Origin of the sequence: Streptomyces sp. DH24 (assembly GCF_029813775.1) — a bacterium.
Taxonomy (GTDB): Bacteria; Actinomycetota; Actinomycetes; order Streptomycetales; family Streptomycetaceae; genus Streptomyces.
In genome coordinates, this window is record NZ_JARVKW010000005.1 from 229447 (window position 1) to 247569 (window position 18123).

The 18123-nt window shown below is 73.6% G+C and carries 17 protein-coding genes; 13 read left to right on the forward strand and 4 right to left on the reverse strand.

Features of this window, described 5'->3' with window-relative positions; genetic code table 11:
• The first annotated feature begins 53 nt into the window (after positions 1–53).
• From QC282_RS06145 to QC282_RS06155, 3 genes are all read left to right on the forward strand, one after another.
• On the forward strand, positions 54–1094 hold the full coding sequence (locus tag QC282_RS06145) for an NlpC/P60 family protein (protein ID WP_279548172.1): 1041 nt from the start codon (positions 54–56) through the stop codon (positions 1092–1094).
• A 251-nt stretch (positions 1095–1345) separates the two neighbouring features.
• Positions 1346–2368: an NlpC/P60 family protein gene (locus QC282_RS06150; RefSeq protein WP_279548173.1), complete on the forward strand. Its 1023-nt coding sequence runs from the start codon at positions 1346–1348 to the stop codon at positions 2366–2368.
• A 33-nt stretch (positions 2369–2401) separates the two neighbouring features.
• Positions 2402–3592 (forward strand): hypothetical protein, encoded by a 1191-nt coding sequence (locus tag QC282_RS06155; RefSeq protein WP_279548174.1) that lies wholly within the window; start codon positions 2402–2404, stop codon positions 3590–3592.
• Here QC282_RS06155 and QC282_RS06160 read toward each other — a convergent pair.
• The gene (locus tag QC282_RS06160; protein WP_279548175.1) at positions 3549–4802 is read right to left on the reverse strand and encodes a glycosyltransferase 87 family protein; all 1254 of its coding nucleotides are present in this window, start codon (positions 4800–4802) and stop codon (positions 3549–3551) included. The genes QC282_RS06155 and QC282_RS06160 overlap by 44 nt on opposite strands.
• Before the next feature lie 121 nt (positions 4803–4923).
• Between QC282_RS06160 and QC282_RS06165 the strand changes: the two genes are divergently transcribed.
• Positions 4924–6066: a glycosyltransferase family 4 protein gene (locus QC282_RS06165; protein ID WP_279548176.1), complete on the forward strand. Its 1143-nt coding sequence runs from the start codon at positions 4924–4926 to the stop codon at positions 6064–6066.
• 105 nt (positions 6067–6171) lie between these two features.
• Here QC282_RS06165 and QC282_RS06170 read toward each other — a convergent pair whose 3' ends face one another.
• Positions 6172–7968 (reverse strand): AMP-dependent synthetase/ligase, encoded by a 1797-nt coding sequence (locus QC282_RS06170; protein WP_279548177.1) that lies wholly within the window; start codon positions 7966–7968, stop codon positions 6172–6174.
• Between the two features lie 314 nt (positions 7969–8282).
• Between QC282_RS06170 and QC282_RS06175 the strand changes: the two genes are divergently transcribed.
• The 6 genes from QC282_RS06175 to QC282_RS06200 all read left to right on the forward strand — a co-directional run bounded on the left by QC282_RS06175 (position 8283) and on the right by QC282_RS06200 (position 13599).
• On the forward strand, positions 8283–9080 hold the full coding sequence (locus QC282_RS06175) for a metallophosphoesterase (protein WP_279548178.1): 798 nt from the start codon (positions 8283–8285) through the stop codon (positions 9078–9080).
• 136 nt (positions 9081–9216) lie between these two features.
• Positions 9217–9657: an SRPBCC family protein gene (locus QC282_RS06180; RefSeq protein WP_279548179.1), complete on the forward strand. Its 441-nt coding sequence runs from the start codon at positions 9217–9219 to the stop codon at positions 9655–9657.
• 288 nt (positions 9658–9945) lie between these two features.
• Positions 9946–11115 (forward strand): ArsA family ATPase, encoded by a 1170-nt coding sequence (locus QC282_RS06185; protein ID WP_279548180.1) that lies wholly within the window; start codon positions 9946–9948, stop codon positions 11113–11115.
• Positions 11116–11172: 57 nt separating this feature from the next.
• Positions 11173–11691: a DUF5304 family protein gene (locus tag QC282_RS06190; protein WP_279548181.1), complete on the forward strand. Its 519-nt coding sequence runs from the start codon at positions 11173–11175 to the stop codon at positions 11689–11691.
• Positions 11692–11746: 55 nt separating this feature from the next.
• Complete coding sequence (locus tag QC282_RS06195) at positions 11747–12700, forward strand: ROK family glucokinase (protein WP_279548182.1); 954 nt, start codon at positions 11747–11749, stop codon at positions 12698–12700.
• 146 nt (positions 12701–12846) lie between these two features.
• Complete coding sequence (locus tag QC282_RS06200) at positions 12847–13599, forward strand: endonuclease/exonuclease/phosphatase family protein (protein ID WP_279548183.1); 753 nt, start codon at positions 12847–12849, stop codon at positions 13597–13599.
• 95 nt (positions 13600–13694) lie between these two features.
• On the opposite strand, the gene QC282_RS06205 is transcribed toward QC282_RS06200, so the two are convergent.
• Both QC282_RS06205 and QC282_RS06210 read right to left on the reverse strand, forming a co-directional pair.
• Positions 13695–14294: a hypothetical protein gene (locus QC282_RS06205; RefSeq protein ID WP_279548184.1), complete on the reverse strand. Its 600-nt coding sequence runs from the start codon at positions 14292–14294 to the stop codon at positions 13695–13697.
• A complete protein-coding gene (locus QC282_RS06210; RefSeq protein WP_279548185.1) occupies positions 14287–15066 on the reverse strand; it encodes a carboxylesterase in 780 nt (259 codons plus the stop codon). The genes QC282_RS06205 and QC282_RS06210 overlap by 8 nt, the downstream gene beginning before the upstream one ends.
• 188 nt (positions 15067–15254) lie before the next feature.
• On the opposite strand from QC282_RS06210, the gene QC282_RS06215 reads away from it, so the two are divergent.
• The 3 genes from QC282_RS06215 (at position 15255) to QC282_RS06225 (ending at position 18060) form a co-directional block, all read left to right on the forward strand.
• Positions 15255–16043, forward strand: a complete 789-nt coding sequence (locus tag QC282_RS06215) for a lysophospholipid acyltransferase family protein (protein ID WP_279548186.1) — start codon at positions 15255–15257, stop codon at positions 16041–16043.
• A gap of 87 nt (positions 16044–16130) precedes the next feature.
• The gene (macS, locus tag QC282_RS06220; protein ID WP_279548187.1) at positions 16131–17384 is read left to right on the forward strand and encodes a MacS family sensor histidine kinase; all 1254 of its coding nucleotides are present in this window, start codon (positions 16131–16133) and stop codon (positions 17382–17384) included.
• Entirely contained in the window at positions 17377–18060 is a 684-nt protein-coding gene (locus QC282_RS06225; protein ID WP_279548188.1) for a response regulator transcription factor, read from the forward strand. Before macS ends, QC282_RS06225 begins: the two co-directional genes overlap by 8 nt.
• The last annotated feature ends 63 nt before the right edge of the window (positions 18061–18123 follow it).

An 18123-nucleotide genomic window follows, 5' to 3' on the forward strand; every position in this document is an offset into this window, starting at 1 on the left:
TCAGCCCTCGAACCCGCGAACGGGTGATCACTGAGGAGAAGGAGCTCGCCCCCGTGGCGTCCCACCGTCGACCCAAGCAGCCGAGTCGCACCCGTGTGACCGTGCTGACCACCGCAGCCGCCGCTGCCGTCGCCCTCAGCTCCCAGGCCGCCAACGCCGCGCCCAGCGAGAAGCCGAGCAAGGACGAAGTCAAGGCCAAGGTGGACAAGCTCTACGAGCAGGCAGAGCACGCCACCGAGAAGTACAACGGGGCCAGGGAGAAGCAGGAGAAGCTCCAGAAGGAGATCTCCACCATCCAGGACAACGTCGCACGCGGTCAGGAAGAGCTCAACGACCTGCGCGACGGCCTGGGTTCGATGGCCAGCGCCCAGTACCGCTCCGGTGGGATCGACCCCTCCGTCCAGCTGTTCCTCTCCGCCGACCCGGACGACTACCTCGACAAGGCGTCCACGCTCGACCAGCTGAGCAGCCAGCAGGTCGAGGCGCTGAAGAAGATCCAGGACAAGCAGCGCGAGCTCGCCCAGGAGCGCGCCGAGGCCTCCGAGAAGCTCAAGGACCTGGCGTCCACCAGGACCGAGCTCGGCAAGAAGAAGAAGGAAGTCCAGAGCAAGCTCGCCGCCGCGCAGAAGCTGCTCAACACCCTCAGCGCCAAGGAGAAGGCCGCCCTCGCCGCCGAGGAGGCACGCGCCACCCGCAGCAGCGAGCGCGAGGCCCTCAGCGGCTCCAACTCCGCCGCCTCCGGCCGGGCCGCCGCGGCCTACGCCGCCGCCCAGTCCAAGCTCGGCTCGCCCTACGTCTACGGCGCCACCGGCCCGTCCTCCTTCGACTGCTCGGGCCTGACCTCGTGGGCGTACGCCCAGGCCGGGGTGTCCATCCCCCGCACCTCCGAGGCGCAGTCCCAGATAGGCACCCGCATCAGCTCCGTCGGCGACCTCCAGGTCGGCGACCTGGTGTTCTTCTTCAACGACCTGCACCACGTCGGCCTGTACGCGGGCAACGGCCAGGTCATACACGCCCCGCGCACCGGCACGGTGGTCCGCTACGAGTCGATGAACACCATCGGCGGCCCCTTCATGTGGGGCGTCCGGGTCTGACCCCGGCCCCCTCCCGCACCTCTTCAGGCCCGCACGCCGTACCGCCCGAACGGGCGAATTGCGCATCGCGGTGCCGACCCCACGCCCCGCCGGTGACCTGCGTCAGCGGCGGGGCGTCACCGTGCGTGCACACGGCGGTCGTTGGTGGGCGCCCCGTCCCGGGGTTACTGTCTGCCGCGCTTCCCTCACCGCCGGGCCCTCCCGGCACCGGGGAGCGGACCTGTCCGCCAGCGGAAGGAGTGCGGCTTCCCGTGGGTTCCCATCGTCGCGTTGCACCGTCCGGCCTCGACCGGGGCGCGGCCGCCGCGCTCGGCGTGCTGTCCGCCGCGGCCGCCGCCCTCGGCGCCGTACCGGCCCCCTCGGCCCCGGCCGCGCCACTCGACGACACGCGCGCCGAGGTCGACCGCCTCCACACCGCCGCGGAGCAGGCCACCGAGGCCTACAACAAGGCCGGCGAACGCGCCGGCACGCTGCGCCGGCAGGTCCGCGACGCGCAAGGCCGCATCGCCCGCCAGCAGCAGCACGTCAACACCCTGCGGGAGGCGCTCGGTTCCCTGGCCGGCGCCCAGTACCGCGAGGGCGGCATCGACCCGGCCGTCGCCCTGCTGCTCACCTCCGAACCGGACGACTACCTCGACAAGGCGGCCGTGCTCGACCGGATCGGCGCCCGCCAGGCCGGCGAACTGCGCACTCTGCGGAAGGCCCTGCGCGAACTCGCCCAGGAACGCGCGGAGGCGGCCCGCAAGGTCGCCGAACTCGACCGGAGCCGCAAGGCCGTCGCCGCCCACAAGAAGACCGTCGAACGGAAACTCGCCGCGGCCCGGCGGCTGCTGAACTCCCTGTCGGACGACGAGCGCGCCGCCTACGACCGCGCCTCCCGCACCGGCCGCGCCGACCTGTTCGGCCCCGGGGGCGACGCCCCGGCCTCCGGGCGGGCCGCAGCGGCCCTCGCCGCCGCCCGGGCAGCCCTCGGCAAGCCCTACGTCTGGGGCGCCAACGGCCCCGCCGCCTTCGACTGCTCGGGTCTGACCCAGTGGTCGTACGCGCAGGCCGGGGTCGCCCTGCCGCGCACCTCCCAGGCGCAGCGGTACGCCGGCCGGCAGGTCCCGCTCTCCGAGGCCCGCCCCGGTGACCTGGTCACCTACCGGTCCGACGCCAGCCACATCGGGATGTACGCCGGCAACGGCCAGGTGATCCACGCACCCCGCCCGGGGGCCCCGGTGCGCTACGACCCGGTGGGCATGATGCCGGTCTCCTCCGTCACCAGGGTCTGACCCGCACGCCGCTTCGCCCTTACCCTCGGGAAGGTGGCGGGTCGAAGGCGGGTGTCGGGTTCCTCGGTGGTGGCGCTGTGCCTGCTGCTCGTCTCCCTCGTGGCGTGCGGCGGACGGCCGGACACCGAACCGCTGCGGGCCGACGTCCAGCGGGTCCTGGACCGGCGCGCCGAGGCCCTCCTCGACCGCGACGAGCGGGCCCTGCTGCGCACCGGCGCCCGGGCCGGGTACGACAACCTGCGGGCCGTGCCGCTGGACGACTGGACGTACCGCGTGAAGGACGTGCGGCGCAGCGGCGACACGGTCACCGCCGACACCGAACTGCGCTACCGCGTCCGCGGGTTCGACCGCGCCCCCGTCACCACGGCCCGCACCCTGGAGCTGAGCCGGGACGCGGACGGACAGTGGTCCGTGGACTCCGACCGGCCCGCGAGGAAGTCCGCGCAGCAGCTGTGGGACCAGGGCGCCGTGCGGGTCGTCCACGGCACGCACAGCCTCGTCCTCGGCGTCGGCCAGTCCCGCGCCGCGCTGGACCGCTTCGCCGGGCTCGCCGACCGCGCGGTGCCGGCCGTGTCGGACGCCTGGCACACCGCATGGTCCCGGCAGGTCGTCGTGCTCGTACCGGAGTCGCTGGAGGGCATGGCCGGGCTGCTGGGGTCGCCCGCCTCGTCCTACCGCGGGATAGCGGCGGTCACCACCGGCGAGACCGGCGCCCGCGACACGGCACCCGCGGACCGGGTCGTCGTGAACCCGGACGCGTACGGGATGCTCGGCTCCGTCGGCCGGCAGGTCGTCCTCACCCACGAGACCACCCACGTCGCCACCCGCGCCCACACCACCCCCGCGACCCCGCTGTGGCTGTCCGAGGGCTACGCCGACTGGGTCGGCTACCGCGGCACCGACCGCACGCCGGAACAGGCCGCGCCCGAGCTGGCCGCCGCCGTCACCGGGGGGCGGCTGCCGGCCGGGCTGCCCAAGGACGGCGACTTCGGCTTCGACGGCGACGCGAACGCGCTGGCGCGGGCCTACGAGAGCGGCTGGATGGCCTGCCGGATGATCGCGGACCGCTGGGACGAGGAACGCCTCGGTGAGTTCTACCGGGCCGTCGGCGGCCACGGGGGACGGTCCGGGGCGGTCGAAAGCGCCCTGAGCCGGGTGCTCGGCACCACCCTGGAGGACTTCACGGCCGAGTGGCGGGACTACCTGCGGTCGGAGTTCGGCTGAGCGGCGCCGGGACGACCGCGTCGAGCGCCGGTGCCGCACCCGGGACGGTCGCGCGCCACAGGCGGACCGCCGCGACGAGGGTGGCCGCCAGCAGCAGGCCGTTGCGGACGAACAGCAGGCCGACGCCCAGCGCGTCACTGGCGACGACGTGCGCGAACCACAGCGGGAACTCCAGCACCGTCACGAAGGACGCCGCCAGCACCATCCCGACGGGCAGCCGCATCCGGCTCGCCGGGTGGCACAGGCACACGGCCGCCACCCCGACCAGCCACACCAGGTACTGAGGGCTGATCACCCGGCTCGTGGTCGTGAACATCAGCACCGCCACGAACGCCGCGTCCGCGACCGTGTGCGCCTCGAACCGCCGCGCCAGCAGCCGCCACAGCAGCAGCCAGCCGAACGCCATGCCGGTGAGGAACAGCGCCGCCGAGCTCACCACGTCCACGTACGGGCCGAGGAACTCCACCGAGCCGTAGTTGAGCAGCACCTCGCCGCTCCAGCCGAACTGCCGGGCCACGTGGAACACCAGCGCGCCGAGCGACTCCACCTCGGTGCCCCGGTCGCGCTGGTAGGTGAGGAACGCGAACGCCCCCGGCATCGTCACGGCGAAAAGCCCCGCCAGCACCGCGCCGGTCAGCGCCGCCGCGGCCCACGCCGAGCGCCGCCGGACGGCGAGGAGCACCAGCGCCGGCCACACCTTGAGCAGGGCGCCCAGGCCCGCCAGCACGCCCATCGCCCGTGGATGCCGGGCCCCCGCCAGCAGCGCCGCCACCGCGACCGCCGTGACCATCACGTCGTAGCGCGCGTACACGGTCGGGCCGAGCAGCGGCATGCCCGCCACCCACACCCAGGCGCCGCGCGGGGACAGGCCGGGGCGGCGGCCCGCGTACGCCAGCAGGGCGAGGACGACCAGATCCGCGAGGCAGGCCAGCACGAAGAACGCCGTCGCGTAGTCCAGGAAGGGCAGCGCCGCCGGGGAGAGGATCGCCAGCGCCGCCGCCGGCGGGTACTGCCAGGTGACGTCGTCCAGGGGGAACGTCCCGGTGCGCAGCACCTCGTACCAGCCCCGGTAGATCCCGGACACGTCGCTCGTGACGTCCGGGCCGGGGAAGACGTACACCTTCAGGACGAACAGCATCAGGGGCAGCCGCGTCAGGGCCCAGACCGCCAGCAGCGGCACCAGGTACCGCCGCACGCCCGTCGTCTTCACGTGATCCCTGCCCCGTCCGCTCGCCGCCCGATGGGGCCATGATGTCGTGGACGGCCCGGCGCCTGCCACCCAGCCCGGTCGGGCACGCCCGTGAACAGCGGGTTGGGTAGGGTCGGCGACGATGCACAAGACCCTGATCGTGACCAACGACTTCCCGCCCCGGCCCGGCGGAATCCAGGCGTTCCTGCACAACATGGCGCTGCGCCTCGACCCGGACCGGCTCGTCGTCTACGCCTCCACCTGGAAGCACGGCGCGGAGGGCCGGCGGGCGACCGCCGCCTTCGACGCCGAGCAGCCCTTCACGGTCGTCCGCGACCGGACGACGATGCTGCTGCCGACGCCGGGGGCCACCCGGCGGGCCGTCGGGCTGCTGCGTGAGCACGGCTGCACCTCGGTGTGGTTCGGGGCGGCGGCACCCCTCGGGCTGATGGCACCGGCGCTGCGGAGGGCGGGCGCCGAGCGGATCGTGGCCACCACCCACGGCCACGAGGCGGGCTGGGCCCAGCTGCCCGCCGCCCGGCAGTTGCTGCGCCGCATCGGGGAGGGCACCGACACGCTCACCTACCTCGGCGAGTACACGCGCTCACGCATCGCCGGCGCGCTCACCCCCGGGGCGGCGGCCCGGATGGCGCAGCTGCCGCCCGGCGTCGACGAGAAGACCTTCCACCCCGGCTCCGGCGGCGAGGAGGTGCGGGCCCGGCTCGGGCTGACCGACCGGCCCGTCGTCGTGTGCGTCTCCCGGCTGGTGCCGCGCAAGGGGCAGGACACGCTCATCGAGGCCATGCCGGGCATCCTGGCCGCCGAGCCGGACGCCGTGCTGCTGATCGTCGGCGGCGGCCCCTACGAGAAGGACCTGCGCCGGCTCGCCCGCGACACCGGGGTGGCCGGTTCCGTGCGCTTCACGGGTTCCGTGCCCTGGTCCGAGCTGCCCGCCCACTACGGCGCCGGCGACGTGTTCGCGATGCCGTGCCGGACCCGGCGCGGCGGACTCGACGTCGAAGGACTCGGCATCGTCTACCTGGAGGCCTCCGCGACCGGTCTGCCCGTCGTCGCCGGCGACTCGGGCGGCGCGCCCGACGCGGTGCTCGACGGCGAGACCGGCTGGGTGGTGGAGGGCGGCTCGGCCGAGCAGGCCGCCGAGCGGATCGTCGCCCTCCTCGGGGACGCCGAGCTGCGCCGCCGGATGGGGGAGCGGGGCCGGGCCTGGGTCGAGGAGAAGTGGCGCTGGGACCTCCTGGCGGAAAAGCTCAAAACGCTGCTGTAGTACAGCGCCCCGAAGGGGCGCGGACAACTGCGCAGCCACGGACGACGGAAAGCCGCCGACGGCGAAGGGGGCACCCTCAAGGCGCCCCCCCGCTCACCGACGGAGTCACTTCGCGTAGATCGCCTCGATCTCGTGCGCGTAGTCCTTCGCCACCACGTTCCGCTTCAGCTTCAGCGACGGCGTCAGATGCCCCGACTCCTCCGTGAACTGCGAGGGGAGGATGCGGAACCTGCGCACCGACTCCGCCTTCGACACCGCCGCGTTGCCATCGTCGACCGCCGACTGGATCGCGGCGTTCAGGTCCGGGTCGTCGCGCAGTTCCGCCGCCGTGACGCCCGCGGGCTTGCCGTGCTCGGCGGCCCAGCGGCCCAGGAACTCCTCGTCGATGGTGACCAGCGCGCCCACGAACGGCCGCCCGTCGCCCACCACCATGCACTCCGCGACCAGCGCGTGCGCCCGGATACGGTCCTCGATCACGGCCGGGGCGACGTTCTTGCCGCCGGCGGTCACCAGGATCTCCTTCTTGCGGCCGGTGATCCGCAGGTAGCCGTCCTCGTCGAGGGTGCCGATGTCGCCGGTGTGGAACCAGCCGTCGGCGAGCGCCTCCTCGGTCGCGCCAGGGTTGTTCCAGTACTCCTTGAAGAGGTGCTCGCCGTGCAGCAGCACCTCGCCGTCGTCGGCGATGCGGATCACCGAGCCGGGCAGCGGCTGGCCGACCGTGCCGATCTTCTGCCGGTCCCAGGGGTTGAACGCGGTCGCGGCGCAGGACTCGGTCAGGCCGTAGCCCTCCAGCACCGAGAAGCCGATGCCCCGGAAGAAGTGCCCGAGGCGCTCGCCGAGCGGGGCGCCGCCGGAGATGGCGTACTCGCCCTTGCCGCCCAGCACCGTGCGCAGCTTGCTGTAGACCAGCTTGTCGAACACCTTGTGCTTGATCTTCAGGCCGACGGACGGCCCGGACGGGGTGTCCAGCGCCTTGCTGTAGGCGATGGCCGTGTCCGCCGCCTTGTCGAAGATCCTGCCCTTGCCGTCGGCCTGCGCCTTGGCGCGCGCCGAGTTGTAGACCTTCTCGAAGACGCGCGGCACGCCGAGGATCAGCGTCGGCCGGAACGCGGCCAGTTCGTCGGTGAGGTTCTTGATGTCGGGGACGCAGCCCAGCTTGATCGGCGCGAGCATCGGCGCGATCTCCACCAGCCGCCCGAAGACGTGCGCCAGCGGCAGGAACAGCAGCACCGAGCACTCGCCGGTGCGGAACAGCGGGCGCAGCCGCTCGACCACGTTGCCGCACTCCGCGAAGAAGCTGCGGTGGGTCAGCACACAGCCCTTGGGGCGGCCGGTGGTGCCGGAGGTGTAGACGATGGTCGCCGGGTCGTCGGCGCGGGCGACCGAGCTGCGCTCCTCGACCGTCCGGTCCGTGACGTCCTGACCGAGCCGGCCCAGCTCCTCGACCGCGCCCGCCTCGATCTGCCAGACGTGCTTCAGCTCGGGCAGCCCGTTGCGCACCGACTCGACGGCCGCGGCGTGCGTGTCCAGCTCGACCACGCAGGCGGTCGCGCCGGAGTCGCCGAGGATCCACTGCACCTGCTCCGGGGAACTGGTCTCGTACACCGGCACGGTGACCGCGCCCGCGCACCAGATCGCGAAGTCCAGCAGCGTCCACTCGTAGCGGGTGCGCGACATCAGGGCGACCCGGTCGCCCGGCTGGACGCCGGAGGCGATGAGGCCCTTGGCGGCGGCGTGCACCTCGGCGAGGAAATCCCGTGCCGTCACGTCCTGCCAGGCGCCGCCGGTCTTGCGGGCGATGACGGCGACGTCCGGATGCTGCGCGGCGTTTCTGCGGACGATGTCGGTCAGATTGCCGTCCGCAGGGACCTCGTACAAAGCCGGAAGGCTGAACTCGCGCAAGACTGCTGCTCCTCATAGGGCGCCGGCGCCACGACGTTGTGCGATGCGACGGTGCGGTCCAAGGCTCGGGCAGGTGCTCAGAGGTTCGGCCACGGGGCGGAGCCCGCTGGTTGAATACCTGAGCACGACTGGACTGCCCGGACGTTACCCGCCGGTATGGCGTCTTCGACAGGGGGGCCCGGCGAGATGTTCGCTGCGTCACACGGATTGGTGTTTCTTCGCGCACAGTAGTCCAGGGCTTTTGTGACTTGCGAGTAACCGCAGGTCGGGTCGCCACTGTTCACGTGTGCCGCACACGCCTACCCTTGATCGTCATGGCCCCCACACGAGCCGGTAACCGCAGGACGCGCGTGCACGTCGTCAGCGACGTGCACGGCAACGCCCGTGACCTGGCGAGGGCCGGTGACGGCGCCGACGCCCTGATCTGCCTGGGTGACCTCGTCCTCTTCCTCGACTACGCCGACCACTCCCGCGGCATCTTCCCCGACCTGTTCGGCGTCGAGAACGCCGACCGCATCGTCGAGCTGCGCACCGCCCGCCGCTTCGAGGAGGCACGGGAGTTCGGGGCGCGGCTGTGGGCCGGCATCGGCACCGACCGCGCCGCCGTGATCGAGAAAGCGGTGCGCAAGCAGTACGCCGAGCTGTTCGCCGCGTTCCCCGCACCGACGTACGCCACGTACGGCAATGTCGACATGCCGCGCCTGTGGCACGAGTACGCCGGACCCGGCACCACCGTCCTGGACGGCGAGCGCGTCGAGATCGGCGGCCGGGTCTTCGGCTTCGTCGGCGGCGGACTGCGCACCCCGATGCGCACGCCGTACGAGATCAGCGACGAGGAGTACGCCGCGAAGATCGAGGCGGTCGGCGAGGTCGACGTGCTGTGCACGCACATCCCGCCGGAGGTTCCCGAGCTGGTCTACGACACGGTGGCGCGGCGCTTCGAGCGGGGCAGCCGGGCGCTGCTGGACGCGATCCGCCGCACCCGCCCCCGGTACGCCCTCTTCGGCCACGTGCACCAGCCGCTCGCGCGGCGCATGCGGATCGGGGCGACCGAGTGCGTGAACGTCGGCCACTTCGCCGGGACCGGACGGCCCTGGGCGCTGGAGTGGTGAGGCCCGCGCAGGTGGGGTGAATCCGGAGCGATCGCCGCGCGGTAGCCTTCACGCTGCACACACTCACGTCCGCGCGCGACGTCGGTCCCGGCGCGTGACGAGCCCTTACCGGCCCGCATCTGGAGGAGCCACGTCGATGGCGGAACACACCAGCTCGAGCATCACGATCGAGGCGGCACCGGCCGATGTCATGGGGGTGATCGCCGACTTCGCCCGCTACCCGGACTGGACCGGCGAGGTGAAGGAGGCCGAGGTCATCAAGACGGACGACCGGGGCCGCGCCGAGCAGGTCCGCCTCGTCATGGACGCGGGCGCGATCAAGGACGACCAGACCCTCGCCTACACCTGGACCGGCGACCACGAGGTCTCCTGGACCCTGGTCAAGTCCCAGATGCTGCGCTCCCTGGACGGCGTCTACAGCCTGAAGCCGACCGCCAAGGGCACCACGGAGGTCACGTACCGCCTCACGGTGGACGTCAAGATCCCCATGCTCGGCATGATCAAGCGCAAGGCGGAGAAGGTCATCATCGACCGCGCGCTGGCGGGCCTGAAGAAGAGGGTGGAATCGGGAGCGTAACCGCTCCGCGGGTTCACGGGGGCTGCGGGTGCTTGTGCCCCCGAGGGGGGCGAGGGTCGGCGCGCCGCGCATCCTGCGGGTCGACGTCCTGCCCGGCCGCGGGCAGTCGGGCCGCTGGGGCGGCACGGGTGGGCGCGGGCGCACCCCGCGACGCCGGGCCGCGCACCCCACCCCCGGGGACAACGCCTCGCACCCACCCACGCCGGGGGGACAACGCCCCGCCCCCGGAGGACAACCCCACGCCCCAGCCACCCCGGGGAGCGCCCCCGCATCCGTTACGTTCAACGCATGCGCACCCTCCTGCTGACCGGCCCGGGCGGCACCGGCCGTACCACCCTCGCCGCGGCCACCGCCCTGCACGCCGCCCGCGAGGGCACCCGCACCCTCCTGCTCACCACCGACCGCGCCGACACCCTCGGCGCCGCCCTCGGCACGAGCACCGGCCCGGCCCCGAGGACGGTCGCCCCGAACCTCACCGCCTGGCGCCCCGACCCCGCCGACGACTTCCGCGCCGACCTCACGGCCCTCCAGGACCGCGTCTCCGGAGCCCTCGACCTCGTCGGCGCCTCCCGCCTCGACCCCGAGGAACTCACCCCGCTGCCCGGCGCCGAGGAACTCGCCCTGCTGCGCGCCCTGCGCGACGCCGCGCTGTCCGAGGCCCACGACCTCCTCGTCGTCGACCTGCCGCCCGCCCCGCAGGCCCTCGCCCTGCTCGCCCTGCCCGAGGAACTGCGCCGCTACCTGCGCCGCCTCCTCCCGCCCGAGCGGCAGGCCGCCCGCGCCCTGCGCCCCGTCCTCGGCCGGCTCGCCGGCGTCCCCCTGCCCGCCGAGTGGCTGTACGAGTCGGCCGCCCGCTGGGACGTGGAACTCGCCGCCACCGAGGCCGTCGTCGCCGACCGCGACACCGTCGTACGGCTGGTCGCCGAGCCCGGCCCGGCCGGCGCCGACGCCGTCCGCATCGCACGCCTCGGCCTCGCCCTGCGCGGCCTGCGCACCGACCTGCTGGTCGCCAACCGCGTCCTGCCCGAGACCGGCCACGACACCTGGCTCGCCGGCCCCGTCGCCCAGCAGCGCAAGACGCTGGCGGAGTGGCACGAGTCGTACGACGTCCGCCTCGTCGCCCACCTCGGCCGTGACCCGCGCGGCACCGACGACCTCCAGGCCCTCGCCGTACCCGGCGCCCCGACGGACGCGCCTCCCGTCGCATGGCCCGTCACCGACCGCATCGCCGACGACGGCGTGCTCGTCTGGCACATCCCGCTGCCCGGCGCCGAGCGCGACGACCTCGACCTCGTCCGGCGCGGCGACGAACTCGTCGTCACCGCCGGCCCGTTCCGCCGCATCGTGCCGCTGCCGTCCGCGCTGCGCCGCTGCACGGTCGAGGGCGCCGCCCTGCGCGACGGCGAACTGCGCATCCGGTTCGCGCCGGACCCGCGGCTGTGGCCGCGCACCCGGTGAACGGGGAGCGCACCTTCCGGTAACGTCGGAGGGACGAACCGTAGTCAGGAGGCCGTCATGAGCGAAGAGCGCCCGGCGCCCGACGCCCCCGAGCCCGAGGCGGCCGACGAGGTCCGGGTGTCCGACGCGGACGCCGACGCCTGGGCGACCGCCGCCGCGGAGGACCTCGAAGCGGAGCAGGCCCGCCGCCGCACCCAGTACGGACCGCCCCCCGGCTCGGCCGCCGAGGAACTGCGCAAGCTCGTGGACGCGGTCGCCGACAGGCTGTCCGACCTCCAGTCCCCCCTCCTGGGAGCCGCGGGACCCGCCGCGCAGCAGGCCGTACGGCAGGTCGTCCAGCAGGCCAAGGCCGCCGTGGAACCCGTCATCGAGCGCAACCCGGACGTCTTCGACCACCTGGCCGCCGCCGGCGGCGAGCTGCTCGCCGCGTACCGCTCCGCCGTCCAGGCCCAGGAGCGGCGCTGGACGAGCGGCGGGGCGGACCCTCGCGATCCGGGCGAGCGGGACGACAGAGACGACAGAGACGACAAGGACGGTCCAGGTAGTGGACCGGGGCAGCACATCGACTTGGACTGACCCTCCCCTCGGGTACGGTTGGCCGTAGCGGGGCTCGACCGAAACTGAGGGATTCATGGGACTCACCATCGGCGTCGACATCGGCGGCACGAAGATCGCGGCCGGCGTGGTCGACGAGGAAGGCAACATCCTCTCGACCCACAAGGTGCCGACCCCGGGCACGCCCGAGGGCATCGTGGACGCCATCGCCTCCGCGGTGGAGGGAGCGCGCGCGGGGCACGAGATCGTCGGCGTGGGCATCGGCGCCGCCGGCTACGTCAACCGCCAGCGCTCCGAGGTCTACTTCGCGCCCAACATCCACTGGCGCAACGAGCCGCTGAAGGAAAAGGTCGAGGCCCGCGTGGGTCTCCCGGTCGTCGTGGAGAACGACGCCAACGCCGCCGCCTGGGGCGAGTACAGGTTCGGCGCGGGCAAGGGCCACCGCAACGTCATCTGCATCACGCTCGGCACCGGCCTCGGCGGCGGCATCATCATCGGCAACAAGCTGCGCCGCGGGCACTTCGGCGTGGCCGCCGAGTTCGGCCACATCCGCATGGTGCCGGACGGCCTGCTGTGCGGCTGCGGCTCGCAGGGCTGCTGGGAGCAGTACGCCTCCGGCCGCGCCCTCGTGCGGTACGCCAAGCAGCGCGCCAACGCCACACCGGAGAACGCGGAGGTGCTGCTCGGGATGGGCGACGGCTCCCCGGACGGCATCGAGGGCAAGCACATCTCCATGGCCGCCCGGCAGGGCGACCCGGTGGCCGTCGACTCCTACCGCGAGCTGGCCCGCTGGGTCGGCGCCGGTCTCGCCGACCTCGCCTCCCTCTTCGACCCGTCCGCCTTCATCGTCGGCGGCGGCCTGTCCGACGAGGGCGAACTGGTCTTGGACCCGATCCGCAAGTCATACAAGCGTTGGCTCGTCGGCGGCAACTGGCGTCCGGTGGCCGACGTCCTGGCCGCCCAGCTCGGCAACAAGGCCGGTCTGGTCGGCGCCGCGGACCTCGCCCGCGAGCCCGACCCGGTGATGTAACCGGCTCCGCGACAGCACACCGCAGCGCCCGCCGCAGCTCCCGCAGAAGGGGGTCGGCGGGCGCCGCCGTGTCCGGCCGGACCGCGCCGTCCCTCCTCCGGGTGACGTGCCGGACGAGGCGGCCGGTGCGGCGTATCTTGATCAGCATGGCGACGCCCGAGCTGCCCGACTCCCGGACCGAAGCCGACGGTTCCGCCGTCATCCGCGTCCTGAGCTACAACGTCCGCTCCCTGCGCGACGACACCGCCGCGCTCGCCCGCGTCGTCCGCGCCTGCGCGCCCGATCTGGTTCTCCTCCAGGAGGCGCCGCGCTTCTTCCGCTGGCGCAAGAAGCTGGCCCGGCTCGCGGCCGCATCGGGGCAGGTGATCGTCTCGGGCGGGGCCACAGCGGCGGGTCCGGCGATCCTGTGCGGCCTGCGGGCCACCGTCGAACACACCGAGGACGTGCTGCTGCCCCTCACCCCGGGGCTGCACCGGCGCGGTTTCGCCACCGCCGTCGTACGGTTCGGCGGTGCCCGGCTCGGTGTCCTGAGCTGCCATCTGAGCCTGCAGAAGGACGAGCGTCACGAGCAGGCCGGCATGCTCCTCGACCGGCTCGCCGCCCTGGGCACGGAGCACGCCGTCGCGGGCGGCGACCTCAACGAACGCCCCGGCGGGCGCACCTTCCGGCGGCTCGCCGACGGGCTCCAGGACTGCTGGGCCGCGGCGCCCTGGGGAGGCGAGTACACCTCCACCCCGGTCGACCCGCACCAGCGCATCGACGCGATCTTCGCGACGAAGGGCATCGAGGTACTCGGCTGCGGCGTACCGCTCGGCCACCCCGGTGTGACCGGCGCGGACCTGCGGGCCGCCACCGACCACCTGCCGGTCCTGGCCGCCCTCAGAGTGCCGGCCGGCTGACGGGGCGGCAGCCCTCGCAGCCACCGCGCACCGTGCCCGGCCGGGTGACGACGGCTCTCACCGCCGCCACGGCCGTGCGACGGCCCCCGGCTGTGTCAGACCACCGCGCCCCGGCCCGGGTCGTCCTCCTCCTCGTCGCCCGGGGTCATCCGCATCACCAGCGTGACGAACCCGCCGAGGAAGCCGCCGATGCCGAGCGTCGTCAGCCACCACGTCATGTCCCAGCCGAGCAGCACCGCCAGCAGAAGCAGCACCGGGCCGCCGAGCACGCCCAGCCAGGCGAACTTGGCGGTCACGTCGGCCTCCGGCAGCGGCGGCGGCTCCGGCGGTACGAAGTGGCCCTCGTCGTCCTCCTCGAAGTCCTCCTCCGAGGGCTCGGCCACCGAGTAGTCGCGCGGCCCGATCCCGGGCGCGAACGACACGGAGCTGCCCACCGGCCGGGCGGACGCGGGCCGCTCCTCCTCCGGCTCGTCGTCGCCGGCCGGGGCCTTGCGCGCCGGCGCCTCCGGCTCCGTGTTCGTCTCGGACTCCAGCAGCGCCAGGTCCTCGATCGACTTGAACGGCTTGGCGCCCGGCGGGTCCGGGGGCTCGTCGCCGTACCCCGCGACGATGGCCGCCCAGGCCGCGTCCTCGTCCAGCGGCGCGCCCTTCTCGTCCGGCTCGCGGTCCTCACGGTCGGAGTCGTGCTCAGCCACCTACGGCCGTCCCTTCCTTGCCGACACCGGGTGCGATCCGGGCGATGAACGAGAGGCTCTCCTCGAAGATCCGGTCCGCGTCAAGGTCCAACGTCGCGACGTGGTAACTCTGTTCCAGCACGATCTCCGTCACGTCCGTGGAGGACACCCGGCTCAGGATCCGCGCCGAGTCGGCGGGCGGCACGACATGGTCCTGCGGGCTGCGCAGCAGCAGCAACGGCTGGGTGACCTGCGGCAGCTCACGGTCCACGACCCGGAAGAAGGCGCGCAGCGAGTGCGCCGCGTGCAACGGCACCCGGTCGTAACCCACCTCGGTGGCGCCCGGCTTGGCGATGTCGCTCGCGATGCCCTTCGTCGTCCGCACCAGATGCCGGGCCACGGGCAGGGCGTACGCGGACAGGCCGTGCACCTTGTTCGCCGGGTTGACCACCACGACGCCGTCCACCGCGGCGCCGTGCCGGGCCGCCAGCCGCAGCGCCAGCGCGCCGCCCATCGACAGGCCGGCCACGAACACGCGCGCGCAGCGCTCGCGCAGGGCCCGCAGCTCGCGGTCCACCTCCGCATACCAGTCGGGCCAGCCCGTGAGCTGCAGGTCCTCCCAGCGGGTGCCGTGCCCGGGCAGCAGCGGCAGCGAGACGGTCAGACCGCGCTCGGCGAGGCGGTCCGCCCAGGGGCGCAACGACTGCGGGCAACCGGTGAAGCCGTGACAGAGGAGCACGCCGACCTCCCCGCCCTCGTGGCGGAACGGCTCGGCTCCGGGGAGGACCGGCACCTTCGGTCTCCTGTTCGTGAAGAGGCTGACACGTCGAATGCGGGGACTCCGCTCGCGCGTATCGCTCGCGGGTACTTCACCGTACGCGACGGCACTGACACCGACCAGGGCCGTCGGGCCGTTCGACAGTGCTCCGGGATAAGGTCTGAGCGACAGACACAGGAGGCACTCGGTTGTTTTACGGCGCGATGAAGGTCACCGTCGGGGGGCCGTTGAAACTCGCCTTCCGACCCTGGGTCGAAGGCCTGGAGCACATTCCCGCCGAGGGCCCGGCCATTCTGGCCAGCAACCACCTGTCGTTCTCGGACTCCTTCTTCCTGCCCGCGGTCCTCGACCGCAAGGTCACCTTCATCGCGAAGGCCGAGTACTTCACCACGCCCGGACTCAAGGGCCGGATGACCGCCGCCTTCTTCAAGGGCGTCGGCCAGCTCCCGGTCGACCGCTCCGGCGCGCGCGGCGCGGGCGAGGCCGCCGTCAGGAGCGGCATCGAAGTGCTGGAGCGTGGCGAGCTGTTCGGCATCTACCCGGAGGGCACCCGCTCGCCCGACGGCCGCCTGTACCGCGGCAAGCCGGGCGGCCTCGCGCGCGTGGCGCTCGCCACCGGAGCGCCCGTCATCCCGGTCGCCATGATCGACACCGAGAAGATCCAGCCGCCCGGCAAGGTCGTCCCGAAGCTGATGCGCCCGGGCATCCGGATCGGTCGGCCGCTGGACTTCAGCCGCTACCAGGGCATGGAGCACGACCGCTTCGTCCTGCGCGCGCTGACCGACGAGGTCATGTACGAGATCATGAAGCTGTCCGGCCAGGAGTACGTCGACATGTACGCCACCGCCATGAAGCGGCAGCTGGCGGAGGCGGCCAAGGCCGAGAAGGAGGCCGCGAGGGCGGCGAAGGCCGCGCTCGCGCAGGCCGGGAAGGACCAGGCGCACAAGGAGAGGGCGGCCCGCGAGCAGGTCGCCGAGAAGCAGGGCGAGTAGAGCCGAGCACGGCGGACCGGCCCGCGCGACGCGGGCCGGGCGGAGCGGTCCGGACCCCCGCGGGGGCCGCGGCCGGGGGTGGGGGACATGGCCAGACGCGAGAGAGTCATGAGGATGTCGGTCGAGCAGCCGCTGTGGCGCGCGCTCGCCGGCTACCGGGTGCTCACGCTGGTGTACGCGGTCGGGATCTTCGCCACCACCCACGACGAGTTCGCCCGCCCCTGGGTCGCCGTCGCCTACTTCGCCGTGCTGACCGTGTGGACCCTGGCCACCCTGCCCCGGGTCGCGGGCGCCGACAGCTGCACCAGGGGGTTCCTCGCCGCCGACCTCACCGTCGCGCTCACCGGCATCCTGCTCACGCCGGTCGCCGACGCCCACGAGCGGGTCCAGGCGGGCGGCCCGACGCTGCCGTCGATATGGACCGCCGGCGCCGTCCTCGCCTTCGCGATCAAGGGCGGCTGGCGCTGGGCGGCCCTCGCCTCCACGCTCGTCGCCGTCGCCAACCTGATCGAACGCGGCAGCCCCGCCCGCGACACCGTCCACAACGTCATCCTCGTCTGGGTCGCCTCCATCGCCATCGGCTACGTCGTCGAGGTCGCCCGCGCCTCCGAGCGCACCCTCGCCCGCGCCCTGGAGATCGAGGCCGCCACCCGCGAGCGGGAGCGGCTCGCCCGCGACATCCACGACGGCGTCCTTCAGGTGCTGGCGATGGTGCAGCGGCGCGGCGCCGTCATCGGCGGCGAGGCGGCCGAGCTGGGCCGCATGGCCGGCGAGCAGGAGGTGGCGCTGCGCAACCTCGTCTCCGGCGGCATGGTGCCGGTCTCCCGGGTGTCGTACGACGCCTCCCAGGGCGCCGTCGTACGGGCCGTGGAGGAGGACGACGACGCGGCCGGGGACGACCCCGTCGACCTGCGGGCGCTGCTCGCCCCGTACGCCGGCGCAGGCGTCAGCCTCGCCGAGCCCGGCGCCCCGGTGCCGCTCGCGCCCGGCGCCGCGCGCGAGGTCGCCGCGGCCGTCGGGGCCGCCCTGGACAACGTCCGCAAGCACGCCGGGGAGCACGCGCGCGCGTGGATCCTCGTCGAGGACGAGCCCGGCGAGATCGTGGTGACCGTACGCGACGACGGGCCCGGCATCCCCGAGGGCCGTCTCGCGCAGGCCGAGGGCGAGGGGCGGCTCGGCGTGGCCCAGTCGATCCGCGGCCGGCTGCGCGACCTCGGCGGCAGCGCGGAACTGATCTCCGTCCCGGGGCAGGGCACGGAGGTCGAACTGAAGGTACCGAAGGACACGGCGGACGCGGCGCGCGCGACGCACGCACGGGGGAAGGCCACGAGCGATGACTGAACAGCAGGCCCCGATCAGAGTCATGGTGGTCGACGACCACCCCATGTGGCGCGACGCCGTCGCCCGCGACCTCGCCGAGTCCGGCTTCGACGTGGTCGCCACCGCGGGCGACGGCGACCAGGCGGTGCGCCGCGCCAGGGCCGCCGGGCCCGACGTGCTGGTCCTCGACCTGAACCTCCCCGCCAAGCCCGGCGTCCAGGTCTGCAAGGAGGTCGTCGCCGACAATCCGGCGGTGCGGGTCCTCGTGCTGTCCGCGAGCGGCGAGCACGCCGACGTCCTGGAGGCCGTGAAGTCCGGCGCCACCGGCTACCTGCTGAAGTCGGCGTCCACCGAGGAACTCCTCGACGCGGTGCGCCGTACGGCCGCCGGCGACCCCGTCTTCACGCCGGGCCTCGCCGGTCTGGTCCTCGGCGAGTACCGCCGCCTGGCCTCCGAACCGGCCCCGGCCGCCGCCCCGGACGCGGACCAGTCCCGCGCCCCGCGGCTGACCGACCGCGAGACCGAGGTGCTGCGCCTGGTCGCCAAGGGCCTGAGCTACAAGCAGATCGCCGAACGCCTCGTCATCTCGCACCGCACGGTCCAGAACCACGTCCAGAACACCCTCGGCAAGCTGCAGCTCCACAACCGCGTGGAACTCGTCCGCTACGCCATAGAACGCGGACTGGACGACGAGTGATCCCACCCGAAGCGCCGTCCGCCCGCTAGCGTGGACCCGTCGGGACAACACGGCGGAGGGACA

Bases quoted from the DNA above. Each gene is read 5' to 3' on its own strand.
- QC282_RS06195 (WP_279548182.1), top strand. From the start codon at position 11,747: ATGGGACTCACCATCGGCGTCGACATCGGCGGCACGAAGATCGCGGCC.
- macS (WP_279548187.1), top strand. From the start codon at position 16,131: ATGGCCAGACGCGAGAGAGTCATGAGGATGTCGGTCGAGCAGCCGCTG.
- QC282_RS06185 (WP_279548180.1), top strand. From the start codon at position 9,946: ATGCGCACCCTCCTGCTGACCGGCCCGGGCGGCACCGGCCGTACCACC.
- QC282_RS06180 (WP_279548179.1), top strand. From the start codon at position 9,217: ATGGCGGAACACACCAGCTCGAGCATCACGATCGAGGCGGCACCGGCC.
- QC282_RS06175 (WP_279548178.1), top strand. From the start codon at position 8,283: ATGGCCCCCACACGAGCCGGTAACCGCAGGACGCGCGTGCACGTCGTC.
- QC282_RS06225 (WP_279548188.1), top strand. From the start codon at position 17,377: ATGACTGAACAGCAGGCCCCGATCAGAGTCATGGTGGTCGACGACCAC.
- QC282_RS06190 (WP_279548181.1), top strand. From the start codon at position 11,173: ATGAGCGAAGAGCGCCCGGCGCCCGACGCCCCCGAGCCCGAGGCGGCC.
- QC282_RS06200 (WP_279548183.1), top strand. From the start codon at position 12,847: ATGGCGACGCCCGAGCTGCCCGACTCCCGGACCGAAGCCGACGGTTCC.
- QC282_RS06215 (WP_279548186.1), top strand. From the start codon at position 15,255: ATGAAGGTCACCGTCGGGGGGCCGTTGAAACTCGCCTTCCGACCCTGG.
- QC282_RS06165 (WP_279548176.1), top strand. From the start codon at position 4,924: ATGCACAAGACCCTGATCGTGACCAACGACTTCCCGCCCCGGCCCGGC.